15 protein-coding genes and 2 pseudogenes are annotated in these 17,675 nt (G+C 58.4%); 10 read left to right on the top strand and 7 right to left on the bottom strand.

Annotated features, from left to right (window positions below; genetic code table 11):
- Nucleotides 1-88 precede the first annotated feature (88 nt).
- On the bottom strand, nucleotides 89-883 hold the full coding sequence (locus DFR29_RS08010; protein ID WP_133818062.1) for a hypothetical protein: 795 nt from the start codon (nucleotides 881-883) through the stop codon (nucleotides 89-91).
- 599 nt (nucleotides 884-1,482) lie between these two features.
- Nucleotides 1,483-1,875, bottom strand: a complete 393-nt coding sequence (locus DFR29_RS08015; protein WP_133818063.1) for a hypothetical protein — start codon at nucleotides 1,873-1,875, stop codon at nucleotides 1,483-1,485.
- Between the two features lie 367 nt (nucleotides 1,876-2,242).
- On the opposite strand from DFR29_RS08015, the gene DFR29_RS08020 reads away from it, so the two are divergent.
- A complete protein-coding gene (locus DFR29_RS08020; protein WP_133818064.1) occupies nucleotides 2,243-2,530 on the top strand; it encodes a type II toxin-antitoxin system HigB family toxin in 288 nt (95 codons plus the stop codon).
- A gap of 37 nt (nucleotides 2,531-2,567) precedes the next feature.
- Nucleotides 2,568-3,782: an ImmA/IrrE family metallo-endopeptidase gene (locus DFR29_RS08025; RefSeq protein WP_133818065.1), complete on the top strand. Its 1,215-nt coding sequence runs from the start codon at nucleotides 2,568-2,570 to the stop codon at nucleotides 3,780-3,782.
- Nucleotides 3,783-4,142: 360 nt separating this feature from the next.
- Here the strand turns inward: DFR29_RS08025 and DFR29_RS08030 are convergent, their stop codons facing one another.
- The gene (locus DFR29_RS08030; protein ID WP_133818066.1) at nucleotides 4,143-4,985 is read right to left on the bottom strand and encodes an ankyrin repeat domain-containing protein; all 843 of its coding nucleotides are present in this window, start codon (nucleotides 4,983-4,985) and stop codon (nucleotides 4,143-4,145) included.
- A 151-nt stretch (nucleotides 4,986-5,136) separates the two neighbouring features.
- Between DFR29_RS08030 and DFR29_RS08035 the strand changes: the two genes are divergently transcribed.
- Nucleotides 5,137-6,501 (top strand): ankyrin repeat domain-containing protein, encoded by a 1,365-nt coding sequence (locus DFR29_RS08035; RefSeq protein ID WP_133818067.1) that lies wholly within the window; start codon nucleotides 5,137-5,139, stop codon nucleotides 6,499-6,501.
- Nucleotides 6,502-6,775: 274 nt separating this feature from the next.
- Here DFR29_RS08035 and DFR29_RS08040 read toward each other — a convergent pair whose 3' ends face one another.
- Both DFR29_RS08040 and DFR29_RS08045 read right to left on the bottom strand, forming a co-directional pair.
- Complete coding sequence (locus DFR29_RS08040) at nucleotides 6,776-7,570, bottom strand: NYN domain-containing protein (protein ID WP_208113543.1); 795 nt, start codon at nucleotides 7,568-7,570, stop codon at nucleotides 6,776-6,778.
- A 915-nt stretch (nucleotides 7,571-8,485) separates the two neighbouring features.
- On the bottom strand, nucleotides 8,486-9,397 hold the full coding sequence (locus DFR29_RS08045) for an ankyrin repeat domain-containing protein (protein WP_133818068.1): 912 nt from the start codon (nucleotides 9,395-9,397) through the stop codon (nucleotides 8,486-8,488).
- 631 nt (nucleotides 9,398-10,028) lie between these two features.
- Between DFR29_RS08045 and DFR29_RS08050 the strand changes: the two are divergent.
- From DFR29_RS08050 to DFR29_RS08070, 5 genes and pseudogenes are all read left to right on the top strand, one after another.
- Nucleotides 10,029-10,172: pseudogene (locus tag DFR29_RS08050) on the top strand (IS5/IS1182 family transposase); the annotation flags it as partial.
- Between the two features lie 101 nt (nucleotides 10,173-10,273).
- On the top strand, nucleotides 10,274-11,287 hold the full coding sequence (gene istA / locus DFR29_RS08055) for an IS21 family transposase (RefSeq protein WP_133818069.1): 1,014 nt from the start codon (nucleotides 10,274-10,276) through the stop codon (nucleotides 11,285-11,287).
- Nucleotides 11,284-12,066, top strand: a complete 783-nt coding sequence (gene istB / locus DFR29_RS08060; RefSeq protein WP_133818070.1) for an IS21-like element helper ATPase IstB — start codon at nucleotides 11,284-11,286, stop codon at nucleotides 12,064-12,066. The genes istA and istB overlap by 4 nt, the downstream gene beginning before the upstream one ends.
- A gap of 66 nt (nucleotides 12,067-12,132) precedes the next feature.
- A pseudogene (locus tag DFR29_RS08065) lies at nucleotides 12,133-12,975 on the top strand (IS5 family transposase); the annotation flags it as partial.
- 1,572 nt (nucleotides 12,976-14,547) lie between these two features.
- On the top strand, nucleotides 14,548-15,333 hold the full coding sequence (locus tag DFR29_RS08070; RefSeq protein ID WP_133818071.1) for a hypothetical protein: 786 nt from the start codon (nucleotides 14,548-14,550) through the stop codon (nucleotides 15,331-15,333).
- On the opposite strand, the gene DFR29_RS08075 is transcribed toward DFR29_RS08070, so the two are convergent.
- Nucleotides 15,330-15,650, bottom strand: coding sequence for a hypothetical protein (locus DFR29_RS08075; RefSeq protein ID WP_133818072.1), 321 nt, complete (start codon nucleotides 15,648-15,650; stop codon nucleotides 15,330-15,332). The two genes, DFR29_RS08070 and DFR29_RS08075, sit on opposite strands and share 4 nt — an antisense overlap.
- Nucleotides 15,651-16,283: 633 nt before the next feature.
- Here DFR29_RS08075 and DFR29_RS08080 point away from each other — a divergent pair.
- Nucleotides 16,284-16,829 carry a hypothetical protein gene (locus tag DFR29_RS08080; RefSeq protein ID WP_133818073.1) on the top strand — a complete coding sequence of 182 codons (546 nt, stop codon included), beginning with the start codon at nucleotides 16,284-16,286 and terminating at the stop codon, nucleotides 16,827-16,829.
- 45 nt (nucleotides 16,830-16,874) lie between these two features.
- Complete coding sequence (locus DFR29_RS08085; protein WP_133818074.1) at nucleotides 16,875-17,120, top strand: hypothetical protein; 246 nt, start codon at nucleotides 16,875-16,877, stop codon at nucleotides 17,118-17,120.
- Between the two features lies 1 nt (nucleotide 17,121).
- On the opposite strand, the gene DFR29_RS08090 is transcribed toward DFR29_RS08085, so the two are convergent.
- The gene (locus DFR29_RS08090; protein ID WP_133818075.1) at nucleotides 17,122-17,478 is read right to left on the bottom strand and encodes a hypothetical protein; all 357 of its coding nucleotides are present in this window, start codon (nucleotides 17,476-17,478) and stop codon (nucleotides 17,122-17,124) included.
- Nucleotides 17,479-17,675 lie beyond the last annotated feature (197 nt).

Below are 17,675 nucleotides of genomic sequence, written 5' to 3' on the forward strand. Positions count from 1 at the left end.
CGTTGTCGCCCCCCTCCTCGCCCCGTCAACCCTGCACTTGCTGAGCAGTCGAGCCGGCGCCAAGAGCGCTGATTCCGGTTGAAGGTGGTCATCGAGCGACGCCTTCGATTCTTGGGATCGCTTCACGCCGGACGGCGGTGAAACGCTTGCCGGTGAACACCACGCAGGCCGACGGTCGGCACTCAACAACGAGTTCGCGCGGTGCACCCGGAACTGGCGACACGGACCCAACCGACGGATAGCGCTCTTCGGCGCCTGAGGCGCGTACCGACTGCAGGAGGGCTTGCGCGTCCCACTTGCCGGCCTCGCCGGCAAGGAACGCCGGGAAAACCAGAAGCCCCAAGGCGAAAAGGAACAGCATCGGGGCAACGGCAGCGATCCATGTGCTTATGACGACCGCCAGAGACGCCTTGAAATCCGGTGATCTTGCAGCACGAAAGGATTCTGCTCGTGCCTTCAGTCGGCTCATACGCTGCCCGATTGCTCGAGTAAAGCGACTGGTCGCAAAAATTACAAAGGTGACGATCATGCCCAGGCCGAGGTAGGACAGGTACCACCCCGTAGCCAGCTCCGGCGAAACGCGAGCGAGCAGATGGTCTGCGAGCGATATGAGGGCCATGAAACCGCGGTAGACGTATTCATCCGGCGCCAACGTCAAGTCCGATTCCAGCAGGCCGAGATGGCCGATAAAACTCTCGCGGTACGCCCGGCCCGCCACGTAGCCGAAGGGGAACAGGAAAACCGTGCCGGGAAGCCACCACAGTGGACGGTCTTTTTCCTGCTTGGACGGCTCGGCGGTTATCGGTGCGGCGGGTTCGACGGCCGCAGTAGGGTTCGACGGCGAAGGCTGAGATGGGAACGAACGAACCGGCACGTTGCTCATGAAACGACCCTGGCGGCGTGGCGGCGATGCCACCCCGCGAACGTGAGGTCCGGCTGTCTCACACTATGAGACAGCCACTTCTGCGATCCCGCCGAGCGCCTACAAGTTTCCGGAACATGACCGGGAAGCTTTCATCGCGGCTGACTTTGCGGGTCATTTTCGTGCCGGGAGCAGAATGGTCCCTCACGCGACAGCAGGGCCACGGGCAACTGTGGAAAAGCCCGCGGTCACGGGCTCTCGTGCTTACGGAAAGAGCCTTCAAGCACCGAAGCAATCCAGTCTGAGCGCAGGTCGGTCCCGTTGGCTCGTCGAGCCCGTCAGTGGTACCAGTACGCTGAACGGCTTGGGGGCATGCAGACCCAATTCCACGACACGGCGATCCGAACGAACGGTTGGTCAGGCCGCCAAGAACCGTCGAGCCACGAGGCCAAGAACGCACGCAACTTCCGAGGACGTTGCGCGAACATCCGCGCGCAACCCAGCAGTTTCCAGAACAGTGGGTTGGCCTGGGCCGCGCCCAAGGCGACGTCGAAAGGGGTTTCACCTGCTCGGTTGACCACGTGCGTCGACGCTCCTGCGCGCAGCAGCACCGCCACGACCTAGTCGGCTCCCAGCCGAACGGCCAGATGCAGCGCGGTGTCGCCCTCCTTCAGGCAGCGCAGCACGTCCCTCGCCGGGTTCGGATCCTCCGTCACCCCGCAGCCCTCCAACCGCCTACCCTCGTCCTCGACCGCAGCTGTCTCGACGTCGTAGACCCATCGAACGGAGCCGTTGTAGGGCACGTCGATCCAGGTGCCCATCGGGGCCTGGGCGAGCAACGCCAAGAGCGCCTCGGGCTGCTCGTAGACCGCCGAAGCGTAGGTCAGCGGGAACAGCACGCTGAGGTGATCGTTCCCGTTGATTCGAAACACGATCGACCGCAAGGACACCCCATTCTGCACGGTGGTCCAGGAGTTCAGGTTGCGACGAGCCGTCGCCGTTGAGCGGTTCATCCGTGAGGTGCATGCGGTTGCTTCCCTGGAACCCGATTGGTTCGGCTAGCCAACCGGATTTGGCGACGCAGTAAGGCGCGCGGCAGCGGATCGGTAACCGGCGAGGCTGCGGCTCCGCGCCACGTCGAGGCTATGGGGAGGAACCAAGCAGCGACCGCCCAAAAAGCCCGGCGGACCTGTTTTCGTCCAACAGCAGCAGCGACGTCCCGCTTCGGCAGGCCATCTTTTTCGAAAGCAGCCCCGAGGTAAACGGGCTGGACCGGCAACGCCGCCCAAGACAGTTCCCCGATAGATAAAATCGTCAACTTGACAGTTCCCAATTCGGGAACTAAACTGGCCATCCGCCCAATAAGAACGACGTCCTTTCATGCGGATTCTGGGCTTGCCCGTTCTCGAATCGTTCAAGAAAAGCCACGCGGACTCACGAGGCCAGTTGGAAGCGTGGCAGGCTGAGGTGACGCATGAGCAATGGAAAACAACCCACGACATCAAGCGAAGGTATCGAAGCGCCGATTTCTTGGCCGACAACCGAGTCATCTTTAACATCAAGGGCAACACGTATCGGCTTGTGGTCAAGGTCCGTTTTCAGAACGAATTGGTGGTGGTGGAGTGGGTGGGCACGCATGCGGAATACAGCAAAAAGAAGTTCAAGTAATTCTGGTGACGTGTGCGGCCAACGAACGGAGACAACCATGAACGTGAAGATCATTAAGGGTGCGAAGGACTACGAAGCAGCCATGGCGCGCTTGTCTGCACTCATGTCGCTCAACTTCAAGCCCAACTCCAAGGAAGAAAACGAGCTCGAGCTGCTGGCGTTGGTCGTTCAGGATTTCGAGCGTCAAACCGTCCCGCCTATCCAAACCGACCCGATCGAGTCGATCCTCTTCCGTATGGATCAGATGCAGCTCAGTCGTAAGGACCTGATTCCTTACATCGGATCGAACTCGAAAGTCTCGGAGGTTTTGTCGCGCAAGCGTCCGCTGTCGCTCCCCATGATCCGTCGGCTCAACCGTGGGCTGGGCATCCCTGCAGACATCTTGATTGAAGACATTGAAACCGATAGCTCGGTCCTCGACGAGGACCCGGAAGTGGACTATTCACGCTTTCCGCTCAAGGAAATGCTGGAGCGCGGCTACTTCGGTGACTTTGAAGGGAACGTCCAGCGCCTCAAGGACTACGCTGAAGATTTGATCAGAAAGTTCATGCAGGAGCTCTTGCCCACGCGCGTGGAGCCGGCTTTTTTGCGTGCCCCAATGCACCAACGCGGCGATCGCCAAGCGGACGAAACCGCCATCCTGGCTTGGCGCATGTGCGTTCTGCGCAAGGCGCGCGAAGTCATACCCACCAAGGAATACAGACAGGACATCGTTACACCAGCTTGGTTGCGTGAGCTTGCCAAACTGTCAGCCTTCGATGAGGGACCCAAACTTGCCAGGGAATACCTGGCCCGCTACGGCATCACGCTCGTCATCGAGAAGCATTTCAAACACACTTTTCTCGACGGAGCCGCCATGCTGGACGGCGGTCGACCGATCGTTGCGCTGACCCTTCGGCACGACCGAGTCGACAGCTTCTGGTTTGCGTTGCTTCACGAGTTGGCGCACGTTGCCCAGCATCTGAACCCTGAGTTGCCGGTTTTTGTCGACGACTTGGAGCGCACCAACTCACAGAGCGTCGAATCGGAGGCCGATGCGATGGCGCGGGAGGCACTGATCCCTGAAGCGACGTGGACCCACGCCAAGGTGCGGCAAACCCTAGCGTCCGAGGATGCTATCGAGTTGGCGCACGAGATCGGAGTGCATCCGGCGATCGTGGCCGGCCGACTGCGCCACGAGGAGAAGAACTTCCGCTTGCTTTCTCACCTCATGGGCAAGGCAGGAGACATCGGTCGGATGCTTTCTCCATGAGCAGATGCGGATGACGACATGACGCATCCGTTAGGGATTCGCCTAGCAACAGCGCTCCCGCAGTCCGGCCACGGCTGGGTTCGACCCTGGCCTCGACGCATCAGAACGTAAACCCGATCAGTTCGGCGCCAGCCAACCGGATTTGGCGAAGCTGTCGAGGCGCGTGGATATTCCGGTCCATGAGAAGTCACCTCGTCGTGCCTCAGGTCAACCGGCATCGCTCAAAGGCACGACGTTCGGCGACGATGGCCCATGCCAAACTTGAGCGAACCAAGGGTTGAGTCTGGCTCCTATGCGTCCATCACAGACGCGCTTGCCCCGTCGCAGAACCTTCTTTCTCCGGCACCGATACTTCCAGCGCTAGATGGCTGCACTTCTCCGACTGATGCGTAGCTCCAGCGCATCAGCCCACCCGCCTGCGCGCGCTAACAAATACGTGTACTCTGCAGTCTGAGTCCGCGTATAGAACGCTCCTGCAAGCGCCAGAGCCTTCAACTCGGCTTGGCTGCAACTCATCGCTGCGTAATCGAGTGCAGTGAATCCCTTCGGATCGGCTATTGCCGAGTCCACACCCGCGTCAAACAACAGCCTGACAACCTCATCAGCCCAGCCCTTGTTCTCCCAATAGTTTCCTCGGGCGAACCAGTGCAGTGCTGTCATGTGCTCCCTTCCATCTAGTGCGTTCACATCTGCGGCCCACTCGATCGCCAGCTTGATAACTTCAACTGGCGCTCGCTGCTTGATAAGCACGTGCAGATCGGTCGCGCTGTAAGCGTAGGCCAACATGGTGATACCCGGCGCTTCCCACTCCGGCATCGGTGAATCACCGCGCTGCCGGTGCTCGCGCCTGCATGCTTGGTCAAACGTCCACGCATCGAAACACCGCACTTTGTTGTTCAACGCCCCGTGAATCAGCGCCAGTTGCAGGTCTCTGGAAGCTTGGAGGAAATAGGCCTTACCTGGATTAGGCAGCCCTTCGCCCATGGCAGCGCAGACGGCAGCCAAAGCTTCGTCCAGTCGGTGCCAAAGCACCGGGACCTGCAGACGATCGATCGCCCACTTGATCAACGTTAACTGCACTACAGATGGAGGATCGGCGAAGAACCGAAGATGGCTATACGGTTCTTCGGGCGACAACAGCACATCGGTGATCTGCTGGGTCTGCTCAACAGCGGCGAGATGATTGGTGAAGGTCGTATTCATGACCCCAACCTAACAAAGCAACGGAGTTCGTCAATACGCACTTTCAACAATTATATAAAACCATATTAGCGTCAAACCTTCTCGGCCCGAAAAAGCCCATGAGCACCTGGTTTGCGTAAGCGCGCAGGCAAGACAGGTGCCACCCGCCGCTATGCGCCCCTCTTCCGTTGAACTCAGAGGTGATCGCCGCCATTTGGTTCTGCTGTCCTTCTTATTCATTGATCCGCTATGTCTGCAAGTAGCACGCGATGCGGCTGGATGCACTTGCCAGAATCCGGAAATCTGGTTGGATGCATCACATTTTCTATTCCGGCCAAAAAGTATGAGAACCGCGCCACCGAAACCAAAAAAAAAGGCGCCCAACGCCACTCGCGCGGGGAACAAGCTTCTCCGACTTGTCGACAGTGTCGCTGTCGATGTCGATGCCGTTCGCCAGCTGCTCCCTCACTGCATGCCGGCAGCACTGTCAGAGTCGCTGAACGCAGCAGCGGATCATGGCCATCTGGAAGTGGTGAACGAAATTGCCGGCGCCATACGGCCCGGATCGAGCCACGTCACCGCACTAGGATGCGCCGCACAAGCCGGACATATGGACGTGGTTCGTGCGCTGCTTCCTCTCGCCAAAGCACTTAGCGAAACTGGCGCCGTCAGCCAGAAAAGCATCTGCGAGGTCCTAAACGCGGCCGCAAGTAGGGGCCACCTTAACGTCGTGCGTGAGATTGTCGCGCATGAGTCGTTGCCTTTTTGCCTATGGGAGGCACTGCGGTGGGCCGCGAGGGGCGGCCGTCTGGAGGTTGTACAAGAACTGCTCTCGCTCAGAGGACCTAGCAGCGACAACAGTGACGCGCTCCGTGGTGCGGCAATGTTTGGTCATCTCGACATCGTGCACGTCCTCATTCCGTTCAGCGACCCGGAAGAAGAGGACTCGAAAGCACTCCGTCTCGCCGCCGGCAACGGCCATCTTGAGGTCGTGCGCTTGCTACTCCCTCTGAGCCATCCGAAAGCCGACGACAGCGACGCGCTGCGCCAAGCGGCAAAGAATGGACATTTGGAGGTAGTGCGGGAGCTATTACCCGTATGCGATGCCCGAGCCCGAGATAGCGAAGCGTTGCGATCAGCGGCAGCGTCCGGCCACTCTGAAGTTGTGCGGTTGCTTATCCCTGCTAGTCAACCGAAAGCCCTGGAAAGTGAAGCCCTGCAGGTAGCTGTAACGCGGGGCTACCGGAGTATTGCGCGCCTGCTCGCCCCCGTGAGCGACGTCAGCGTAGTGCTTGAGGCTCAACTCAAGTCCTTATTGACGTTTCACAACGGAACTGCTCCCGTTTCCAGTTTCGATGAGGTGATATGGATCCTGGATGACAGCGAACGGGAAAAGGCCTACACCGGCCTGATTGATGGACTCCTGGCCCTGATGCCGAACTTGTCAGCGTGGCACGCCGCCCGTGAGCTGAAGAGCGCGCTCCATGAGGCAACCCCCCGCGCCACTCCAGCCTCAAGCCACCGACGTTCACTCTGACGCAACGGCCTCTCGCCGCAAGGATATGTTCATGGGCAGCTCGTGTTTCACGGTGCTGCGAGCCCTCCTTACATCGCAGCGCGCTCGAGCCGCGCCCTCCGTTGTGACCAGCTTGAATCGGTCCGGCAGAACCGAACCGCCTCTGCTGATATCTTCGAAACCGGGAGGTGGGCAGACCAAGTGGCCTGTTCGCTTAGTAACTGCCGGTCACTTTCAACAAGAATGGGTGCCACTAGACAGTAGCCAACAGCTAGGGTCACCCTGAATCTCTCGACTAACCGCCGACGACACGCTTCAGAACTCCGAACGCTGGATGCTTTTGTTCCGTTGCTACAGCGGCAACTGCCCTAGGTCCACTCGGCTGTTCCTTCTCAGCTTCCGCCGCAAGATCTTCGTAAAAGCGGAACTCATGACAGCTTTGCACCCAATGCCGATTGGTAGATTTCCTCGTTCCAATGCCAACGACAGTTCGACCAGTCGCTTTGATCTTCTGGGACAGTGGCATGAAATCGCTGTCCCCGCCCACGATGACGACGGTGTTGATGTGGCCTAGGCGAAGAACGTCTTCGTACGCGTCCAGACAAAGTTTGATGTCCGCGCCATTTTTGGTTCCAAAGCCAGGCGGAAAAAGCTGTATAAGTTCTACCGCTCCGTCAAGGAGGTCGTACCGGTAGCGTCCATAGAACTGCCAGTTACAGTAAGCACGATTGACGACCAAAGGACCGAACGAGGCCGCAAATTTCAGAATCGCCCGAACGTCAATCAACGCGTCCTGCGGCCTGAACCGGAGGTCTCCGCCTGCATAAACACCTGCGCCATTCTTCTCGTCGAACAGGGCGGCATGCAGATTTTCAAAATCCCAGTAAATAGCGACATTTCTTACACTAAACAGATAATCGACGGCACTCATTGCGGAAACCTCTTCGAAATTTCCTTTTTCATAAGCGCAATTGACGAATCTGACAACAGCCTGCCAGATATCGGACTCGCAATCGTTTACCTTCCAATCAGCTTTGCAGACACACGCACCGCGTTGCGGCAGCGCGGTCGGATTTATCGGCAGCTGCAACCACTGACCGCAGAGAAGGCAGGCGCTACGGCATCCGCGCTTTCGCAACTCTGCGGCCCTTCGTGATCGCCGACCGGTATGGCCTCTGCTGACTTCGCGTTCTGCACTACTGCGTCGGAATTCGCCCATGAGGCAGGATCCCAGGGCGGGAATGCACGCATTCAGCACACGATCGCGGATTTAATGACGCCGATCATTGACAGCAAGAGCTTCGCGGTCACTTGCCCGCGTGTCCTGATCGGCACAGCATCGGTTTTCCGGCTCTTGTCCATTCGACCTCGGCTACGCTCCACGCTTCCTACCCACGCTCGGTCGCCCTCACGCAGTTGCGCTTCGCTTAGCTCGCTGTGGCCAGTTCAGCACAGGACTTGCACCACCTAGAGCGAACAAAGCAAAACGCCCACGTTTCCGTGGGCGCCTGCATCCTTCTATGTTGCCATCCTCACAAGGAGAGCAACACGCTCCAAGATCTCGAAATTCGAAATCGTCAAAGCTCTACCCATACCGGGAAGTCACACATTGTGGCAAACCGAATACCTCATAAAAGATATCTGCAAGCCACGGAATAACACTAGCGTACTATCCCGATATGTCAAGAGAACTTTTTTCGAACCGCTTGCGGAATCTAGCTTCAGCGATCAAGATTTCCGAATCTGCGGTCACCATCGTGAAACGATAGCTTCATTGCTAAACTTCGAAGCGGCGAGCGAACTACGAACGCGATCGATACTTGTGGCGGCCGCTCAATGCGACCTGATTTTTTCCGGGTCTCGGATCTCCATACTGTTCCTGCGCTTTCGCGCCCATCAGTCCGCTCGAGATAGCGGACTTTTTTTTCGTGCAAAGATGACCGAAAATGCAAGCAGATGTAGTTCTTCGCCTTAAGAAGCTAAAAGGACGATGGCAACTCTGCGACTACAGGGAGCGACGACGGCAGGGTGTCGCTGCTGCGTATGGCGCTGTGGCTTCGCGCACCACTAAGCGATCGCGCCTCACACACAGACGTGGCAGCAGATTGGCAAGACCGGCCGGCAGGTCAAGCACAGCCCGATCCAGAAAATCGTCTTCGAGGTGAGGGATCAAGGCCTTTATGTCGCGAAGCGGAGGATGGTAGAGCTGCTGTTGCTCTACTTCTTCGATGCCGTGTTGTCGAACGATCTCAACTAAAGCGTTTAGCAGTTCCCTAAATACGTTCACGGCATCACTCAATGGAAGAAGCATCCCTATCACGTCGACCTGATCGTATTCCGCCGCCATACGCAGGGCTTGGCTGTTGTTGGCCTTAGGATCACTCACTGGAATGAGCGCTGCCACGATCTCGCGGTGGCCGGCCGCCGCTGCACGACGCAGAGCCTCGCTGTGGTTGGCCTTAGGATCGCTCAACGGAACGAGGATTTGCACAATCTTTAAGTTGCCGCGCTCTGCAGCGGCGGACAAGGCGCTGTTGTTGTTGACGGTTGGATCGCTGAATGGAATCAGTGCACGGACAATCTCGATGTGGCCCCGTACTGCCGCCCAAAACAGGGGTCTGTTGTTACCCTCCGCTACATCACTGACTGGAATCAGTGCGTTGACCACGTCAAGGTGACCGTACATTGCCGCCAACCGTAAGGCTTTGCTGTCGCCAGCCCTTGCGTCGCACCTCGGTATCAGTTCGAGGACAACTGCCAAGTTACCATTCTTGGCCGCTTTGCACAGTGCCAAGTTGCGCTCATGAATTCTGCACAGCGGGATCAATCGCCGAACGGCTTCTGGCGAGCAGTCGAACTTCGATGCTTCTGTCAGTAACGTCCGTCCGTACCTATTCTTTGCTTTTCTTCTGCTCATACCCAATGCCTCTGCGAACTGGTGTTTGGAGGCAAACCGATGCACTGGTTGAGCCGAGGTCCCATACAAGCAGAAATGGGAACTTTGGCAAGGCCCCGTTGTTGTGGGCAGAACGAATCGCGGACTTTCTACAACGGCTCATGGCCTCGGCGAATCACCGCGCCAGTGATCCGAAAGCAAAAAGCCATTACAGTTTTTTAGGTTGCGTCCAGCGGAGGCCAGGACTTCCGTCCCTACTCGTTTCGACTGGGCGCGATTGGGTTCTTGAAGGTCGGGGCTCGACCGGCTTGCTGTCGGTCGTCACCCCTCGGCATCACCCGCAGGATTGGCAGACTGTGACTCGAACACATGTCCACCCTCAGCTCGCTGCGGTGCACCGCAAGGGGGAGCGTGTACTTGTCTCGGCACACGCATAAGGGGCTGCGATCTATTCGTGGTAAAGCCGCCAAATGGCCGCGTCGAAGCTAATTACCGGCCTGCTGTTCGAGCGCGTCGGCGCCTCCGATAGCATATGAGCTGAGCTCTCCAAAGCACATTGAATGGCTGGAATTGCTCTAGTGCTAGGGAAGGTCTGAACAAGCCCCGCCAATTGTGCTGAGATAGCACAACACTGCCGCCAGGAACACGAACGATGGATCAGATGAGCTTCGGCGATGGCGAGTATGCGAGCAAGCGCAAACGCACGCGCCGGGAAACGTTTCTGGCGGAGATGGAACAGGTCATTCCGTGGACGATCCTGCTGAACCTGATCGAGCCGGTGTATCCGAAGGCCGGCAACGGTGTTAGCGGCAGTGCAAAACTGACCCATTCGGCAAGTTAAAACTGACCCACCTGTGACCCGTAGTTTCTCCGCACCGGCTGCGCGCGGAGGGACACATGATCAAGGTCGAGGTGTTTATGACGATCTGGGTGTTACATCAGCAGGGCGCCAGCGTGCGGGAGATTGCGCGGCGGCTATCGGTTTCGCGCAACACGGTGCGTCGTTATCTGCGCGGCGGGGAGGAGATGCCGCGTTATCAGCGACGAAGCGGGCGGTCGTCCAAGCTGGACGGGGTGCGCGCTTATCTAGAGCGGCGTATTGATCAGGCACTGCCGCATCGACTGCCGGCTACGGTGTTGTTTCGTGAAGCTCAGGCGCTGGGCTATGTCGGCGGCGAGCGGATCCTGCGTCAACTGGTCTCGGCGCGCTACGCCAAGGCACCGGCGGCGCCGGTCGTGCGCTACGAGACCGAGCCGGGTGAGCAGATGCAGGTGGATTGGGCGGTGATTCGGCGCGGGGTGGCGCCGCTGTCGGCATTTGTCGCCGTGCTGGGCTACAGCCGGTCGACGTATGTGGAGATCGTCGACAACGAACGGATTGAGTCGCTACTGGGTTGCCAGGCGCGCGCACTGGCCCATTTCGGCGGCGTGCCGCGCAAGGTGCTGTACGACAACATGAAAACGGTGGTGATCCAGCGCGGCGCCTACGGTGAAGGGCTGCACCGGTTTCATGCCGCGCTGTGGGATCAGGCCAAGACGTACGGTTTCGAGCCGAAGCTGTGCGCGCCGTATCGGGCACAGACCAAGGGCAAGGTGGAGCGGTTCATCCGCTATTTTCGCGAGTGCTTCTGGATACCGCTGATCACTCGGCTGCAGGCGGCCGAGGAGGCGCTGACCATCGATCTGGCCAACACCGAGCTACGCCGCTGGCTGGCCGAGACAGCCGATCAGCGTCCGATTCGCGAGATCGACGCGCGTCCGGCGGATCGGCTGGTCCAGGAGCGCCAGGCGCTGCAGCCTCTGCCGAACACCACGATGCCGGCGACAGGTCTCGTCGCAGCCACCTGGCCCTGCGAGCGCCTGCAGCGATCGCCCAAGGTCTACCAGCACCTGTTCGAGGTGAACGCATGAGCACACGACTGGAAGCGCTCTGCGAGCAGCTCAAGCTGATGACGCCGGCCACCGAGTTTGCCAACTTGGCCGATCAGCTGGCCGCCAAGGAAACCTCCCTGCTGGGTTACCTGGAAGCCGCTCTCAAGCAGGAGATCGACATTCGCGTGGGCCGCAGCCGGCACACGCTGACCAAGCTCGCCGGCTTCCCGACCATCAAGACCCTGGACGGCTACGACTTCGAGTTCGCCACCGGAGCACCCAAACAACGATTGATCGAGTTGGCCGGCCTCGCTTTTGTCGAACGACGCGAGAACGTGATTCTTCTGGGACCCTCAGGTACCGGCAAGACGCACTTGGCTATCGCGTTGGGCTATGCCGCCGCACAGGCCGGCTGCAAGGTGCGATTCATCACCGCCGCCGACCTCGTCCTGTTGCTGGAGAACGCCAAACGCCAGGGACGCACCAAGGAGTTCATCAAGCGCAGCGTGCTCGCACCCAAGCTCCTGATCATCGACGAAGTCGGCTATCTGCCGCTCTCCACCGATCAGGCCAACCTGTTCTTCCAGCTCATCGCCAAACGCTATGAAGCCGGGTCGGTCATCCTGACCAGCAATCTGTCTTTCGGTGACTGGGAAGCCGTCTTTGGCGGCAATGCAGCCCTGACGTCAGCCATGCTCGACCGGCTGCTGCACCACGCCCATGTCGTGCAGATCCGTGGCGAAAGCTATCGACTCAAGGACAAGCGAAAAGCCGGTGTCATCGGCCAGTCGATGACGATTCCTTCCATGGAGCAGTGAACCAAAACCACGCAGCCGGTGGGTCAGTTTTCGGCTGCCGGGGTGGGTCAGAATTGAACTGCCGTTGACAACGGTCGGCGTCCCTATCCGCTGAAGGTGATGCTGAAGATCCATCTGATGCAGAACTGGTTCGGACTGAGCGATCCGGCGATGGAAGAGGCGCTGTACGAGATCGCGTCGATGCGTCAGTTCGCGGGTTTGTCGCTGACGAAGCCGATTCCGGATGAGACGACGATCCTCAACTTCCGTCGATTGCTGGAGACCTACGAACTTGGCGCAGAGATACTGGCGCGAGTGAACGGCTATCTGTCGCGCAAGGGACTGATGCTCAAGCGAGGAACGATCGTGGATGCGACGATCATCGCGGCACCCAGTTCGACGAAGAATGCGGAAGGCGAACGCGATCCGGAGATGCACCAGACGAAGAAAGGGAACGAATGGTTCTTCGGCATGAAGGCGCACATCGGTGTGGATGTCGATTCGGGTCTGGTGCACACGGTAACGACGACGGCGGCGAACGAAGCGGACGTAAATGAAGCGGAGTATCTGCTGCACGGCAAGGAAAGCGTGGTGCACGCCGATGCGGGTTACACGGGCGCGGACAGCCACGTCGCGCGCAAGGGACTGGACTGGCAGATCGCGCGTCGTCGTAGCACGGTGAAGGCGCTGCCAGAAGGCCGTGAGAAGCGAGCGATCGAGAAAGCGGAGAAATGCAAGGCGAGTATTCGCGCGCGTGTCGAGCACCCGTTCCGTGTCGTGAAGCGTCAGTTCGGCTACGTGAAAGTGCGCTTTAAAGGGCTGGCGAAGAACACCGCGCAGATCCTGACGCTGTTCGCGCTATCGAATCTGTGGATGGCGCGAAAGCGACTACTGGCGATGACAGGTGAGTTGCGTCTGACGGCCGCGTAGCGCGGCAGAAAGGCTGCAATTTGCAGCCTTTGCAAGGCAATCTTCGGTACTCGGAGCCGATTTTCATCACCACCGATAGCGATTGAGTCTGCAGGCAAGCAGTTTTCGGGGGTTGTTCAGACCTTCCCTAGCAACAGACATGCGTGTCCTACGCAGCCAGCTCGCCCAAAAAGCAAAACGCCCACGTTTCCGTGAGCGTTTGCAACGCCTGTTTACCGCAATCCGTCTGAGGAACGAAAACTGGACCCTAAAACTTTCTCTCACTACCCCCTATTCGGGGAATACACTGGCCTTTACTTGGAATTCGAAAAGAACTCCTAGTCAGTCTTCACTACCCCTCAGGAAGGGATCCAAACGTATGGCGGTCGCTTGACACTTAGGAGGATATCTTGCTAGCCACGCAATGATAGTAGCGCCCCATTTCGATCTGTCAAGTGTGTACAATGTATTTTTTTTAATTACTAGTTACACAATGCGATCGCGGACAGTATGACCTGATGTTTGGCAGTAGCGATTCCGTTTCATTTCTGTCAGCGAGGCATGGTCTAACGCAATATGACGTATTGACTCGACGCACTGCAGATCTGCCTTACATCGACTGCCCGGCAAAAATTGCTACGAACGGATCTGCGACGCACGGAGCGCGGTGAGGCGATCGGCCTCAACCGAGATGTCACGCCGCTCGGTGCAGACTGCAGCGAATGATAGCTCTCGTGCATACGCCTGGGACAAGTGTATGTGGCCTTGATCGAGATCCCATCACGGTGTTTGTCACCACTTTTGCTCTTCATCCCAAGCAACGCGATGCTGCTGAGCTATCTCGCTTCGACCTCTCGGCTCGTCACAACCGTATGTATTGAACTTGGGGCAGACCGCCGCCATTTGGTTCCGATCACGCTACTCAGCGCGCTTTTCACGTCTCAGGTGATCAATGCCCTCCCCGCACCAAGTTCGCGCGCGTGGCGCGGCGGCAGAAACGTCTCATGTCCGACGCGTCCTCGATATTGAAACTGTCGAAGCCGACATAGCCCAGAAGCTGCCACTGCTTGATGCGCTGAGCGCCGCCCGGATCCAGCGGTCCCGGAGCGGTAGTAATGCGACCTTGCCTACGGGCCTTCGCCTACTCGCCCAGGCCGACTCGTGGCTCGACCACCGGCCAACCGACCTTGCTGATTGCCTAAGGGGGGATGGCGGGCACGCGGTGACGTCCCTGGCTATCTCTGCTCGACGCTCGATCAAGTCGCCTACGGTGCATTGCCGCGCGACCACCTGGGGGTCACTGGCGCCCATCACGTTTCGCGCGCCGAGGATCTCGTCTACGCGACGCCTCGTCCCCGGGAAGCTACTTCCAGAGAGCTCCGCGAACGGTTCCTCAACTGCCCGACCCGGCTTTCACCGCTTCCACCTGCGGCGCTCGGTTACGCAGAATGTGCGCCGCCAGCGCCGGTCTCAAACCTCGTGGACGGCGATGCGTGCGCGATCCTAGGGCCGCGGTTCTCCAACAGGAGAACGGAGTACAAGCCAACACATGCATCTGTATACTGCTACTTCCGACATTTGCGAGGAACTGAAGTGGCCACGCGCAAACATTCTGTCGCCCATCCGTTTGCCAAATACACAGATCGCACCGGTAAGACCATCCAGGTGAGCTACTTAACCTTGGGCCCGCCAACCAATGCACATATTGCTCTCGCGGCCGAGGTTTTCCGGACACCGAACGGGCAACAGCCCCTCTATATAAGACGTAGCAGTTCGGGCCTGTACCATTTCGCCACTTTCAGCGGAAATCCCGCCAGACGTCGACGCTACACCCGCAAGGAACTGGACGCTGCGCACACACAGGCGGTGCAGGACCTCCTTAATGCGATCGGATCGTCGACTCGCATGGAGATCGTCACACGAGTTTTTAAGAAAGATCAGGCGGGAAAGGTTAACGCAGTAGACGAGATTTTGGCGCGAACGAAAACTGTTTCTTACGATTGGGGCAAAGAGCGCTCCCGGATTCTGACCAACCGTGCGACCGTTCGACACGACGTTTTCGGCGCCGCCAAAGGGCCCAAGATGTCGGTTCGCACGCCGATGATCGCCATTGAGGTCATCAAGGACCACGCTCCTGAAACCCGAGCATTGCTCGCGATGCTGTCAGCGACCAAACACACACCTTACATCGTCCTCCTACAGTTCCTTGATGCCAAGAAGGGTAGGCACTTCGAAATGACGTGGCCGGATCCGAAGACGCTGCGGATTCGATCCACGTTCGTCCTAGCGGAAGGTAAAGTGTTCAAGAACGGGATAGAAGTGAAGAAAATCTGGCGGCAGCGAGATTTCAAGGTGCTGGTGGCAAAGGCTTGCGCCTAGTTCTGTGCCGCGGCCCTGAGCACCTCCACGCCGAACCGCCATCGCTGGCAACCACCCAACGACTTGCCTTCGACTTCCTTCAACAGTGCATCGAAGTCAGCTCGCTCAAGGTCGATGTCGCCCCACAGGGCCACGCAATGGGCGACGTTTTCAGCGTCCAGCTCCGCTTCGTCTATGCCGTCGGAGAGCCGTTCACGACGGTCTTCGCCTGTGGCTTTCGCGAGTCGGCCTTCAAGGCGCGAAGCTTCTTCGAGCTTCGCTTTGTAAACATCGGACGCATTCATCAAGTTGCTCGAGTACGGGATCGTGTTCGACATTCAAACAGATTTCCCGACACGCGCAACCCCGCACGACGATCCGCCGCCGGCGATCGTGCAAGTCTCCAAATCGGACGCGCGCCCACCATCAAGTAAAAATATGAATTTAGTTAACTATAGAAAATTGGCCAGCTCGCTTAGCAACTGGCGGTCGCGCCAAACGACAATGCGTAGCCAGTAGGACAGTAGCCAACAAGTCCTGTCTTGCTCACCGCAATCAAGAGCTCAAGTGGCTATGAGCACCAACCCGTCCGAGGTAGTGGGAGTCGTGATACCCACCATTCTGAGTCGTGATATCACGATTCCAACTCAATGAATTTTATCAAAAAATTAAATTGTACTCACAATTTGGCGGGAAATTGTGAGTACAGGAAAATCACGGAACGTCGCGAACCCAAAAGGGCGCACAAGCCACCTGCTTGCAACCCGCTTCCCGTCGACCTGGCCCGCGCGGACGAGCAACATGCGGTGCACTCGGGCGGGTCGGGCGCTCCCAACACATCGTCACCACCGCTCCTACGAGAGCGTCACGAAACCGGCATCTTCGTGTTCGTCGGTGCTCTTCCGGACAGGCTCCGCCCCCCTTGCGGATCGGTCGATTTCTGCTTCAATCAGAATCCCCGAGTCGACGCCATGAACGCACCCCCTCCGCCTTCCCCGCCGGCCTCGTTGGTTGGCTTTCCGATTGAGCTCGGAGACATGTCCCTGCAGCAGATCTACCTGGCCCTTTTTTGCCAGTCGCGCGGCATCATGGACGAAGCGAAGGACGTGCCCGCTACCGAGTGGAGCATCTACAGAGACAGGTCGGTCGCTCTGGAGCGCAAGGCAGCCGACGTCGCGCAGGTCATGGCACGCTTCGGCGACATGAACGTCGCGTGCTTTCGGCGTATCCGGCCCCTAAACCTCAGCGCATTTGAAACGAACCGACTGAATCCGTCGGGCACAGCCCTCTCCACAACGGTGCGCGGTGGATCCGCCAGGTCACCAGAAAATGGAAACCTTCATCAACTTGCCCCGCACCCTCAACTTCTCCTCCGTCGAAATCGGATAAGGAGCGTTGTTGAGCTAGATCTGGCCCTCAACGATGACACGGTACATCCGACAATCTACGCCGGCCGGTCATCGTTCCGGCTTCGTGCGTTCGAACAACCTGAGCACTCAGGCCCCCTAGGGCGGTAACGCGCACCGCCCTTGCAAAGACCGCGCGCCAAAAGGAAGCACATCGTGAGCACTACAGCTAATCGTGTATTGTTTTTCATTGATCATGTATTCTTAATTGTGGACGATGTAGGGCCGTACCTTATTGGAGGCGCCTATCTCGGCTTCGGAGTCGCGACGCTTACCGGAGGAACCCTGCTCGTTACCATGGCCGGGGTTCTCGCAGGTGGTGGCGTCTGGCACCTGAATCGAAACGCCAGGAAGATAAACGATGCCTCCCGAATCGGCGACAGCAGCCACACATCTTGCTGAGTCAAACGCCGGCGTATCGCAATCGATAATTGTTTGCTGCGCCGTGATGGTTGTTCTCGTTGTCACTTACGTGTGGACTGCTTATCGGCGACACCGGATTACGCCCGCAGCCGGCAAAATATGCTTGATGACCGTTCACGCCGTAGGTCTGTACGGAACGTTTCATATCTTCTACAAGCTCTTTTCGGGTGCCATGAACGCGTGCCTTCAGGGCGAAGACACGTTGTTCGTGGCGGTTGGGGGCTTTGTTCTCACCTTCGTTCTGCTGAAAGAAATTCTCAGTATTTTTTCCAACGTGCTTCGAGCCGAACCCGGGCAATGGGATCCGAGAACCGAAAGTTAGCACCGAGTTTTTCAATACAGCTCAATGCAGTGCGCTGCTGCGGCTTTGCATCCAGCACCTCGGGCGCATCGAAACCAGCACCGCAAACCGTCCGGAACCGTCGCGTGCGAACGTCACGGCTTTTGTGTGCGGTCTTCCGTCAGCAGCGTGCTGCTTCCAGAGCCCAGTTCCGACAGGCTCTGAGCCGGCTTACCCGCGCCGGCCGATCGGTG

The organism is Tahibacter aquaticus (genome assembly GCF_004363655.1).
GTDB lineage: Bacteria > Pseudomonadota > Gammaproteobacteria > Xanthomonadales > Rhodanobacteraceae > Tahibacter > Tahibacter aquaticus.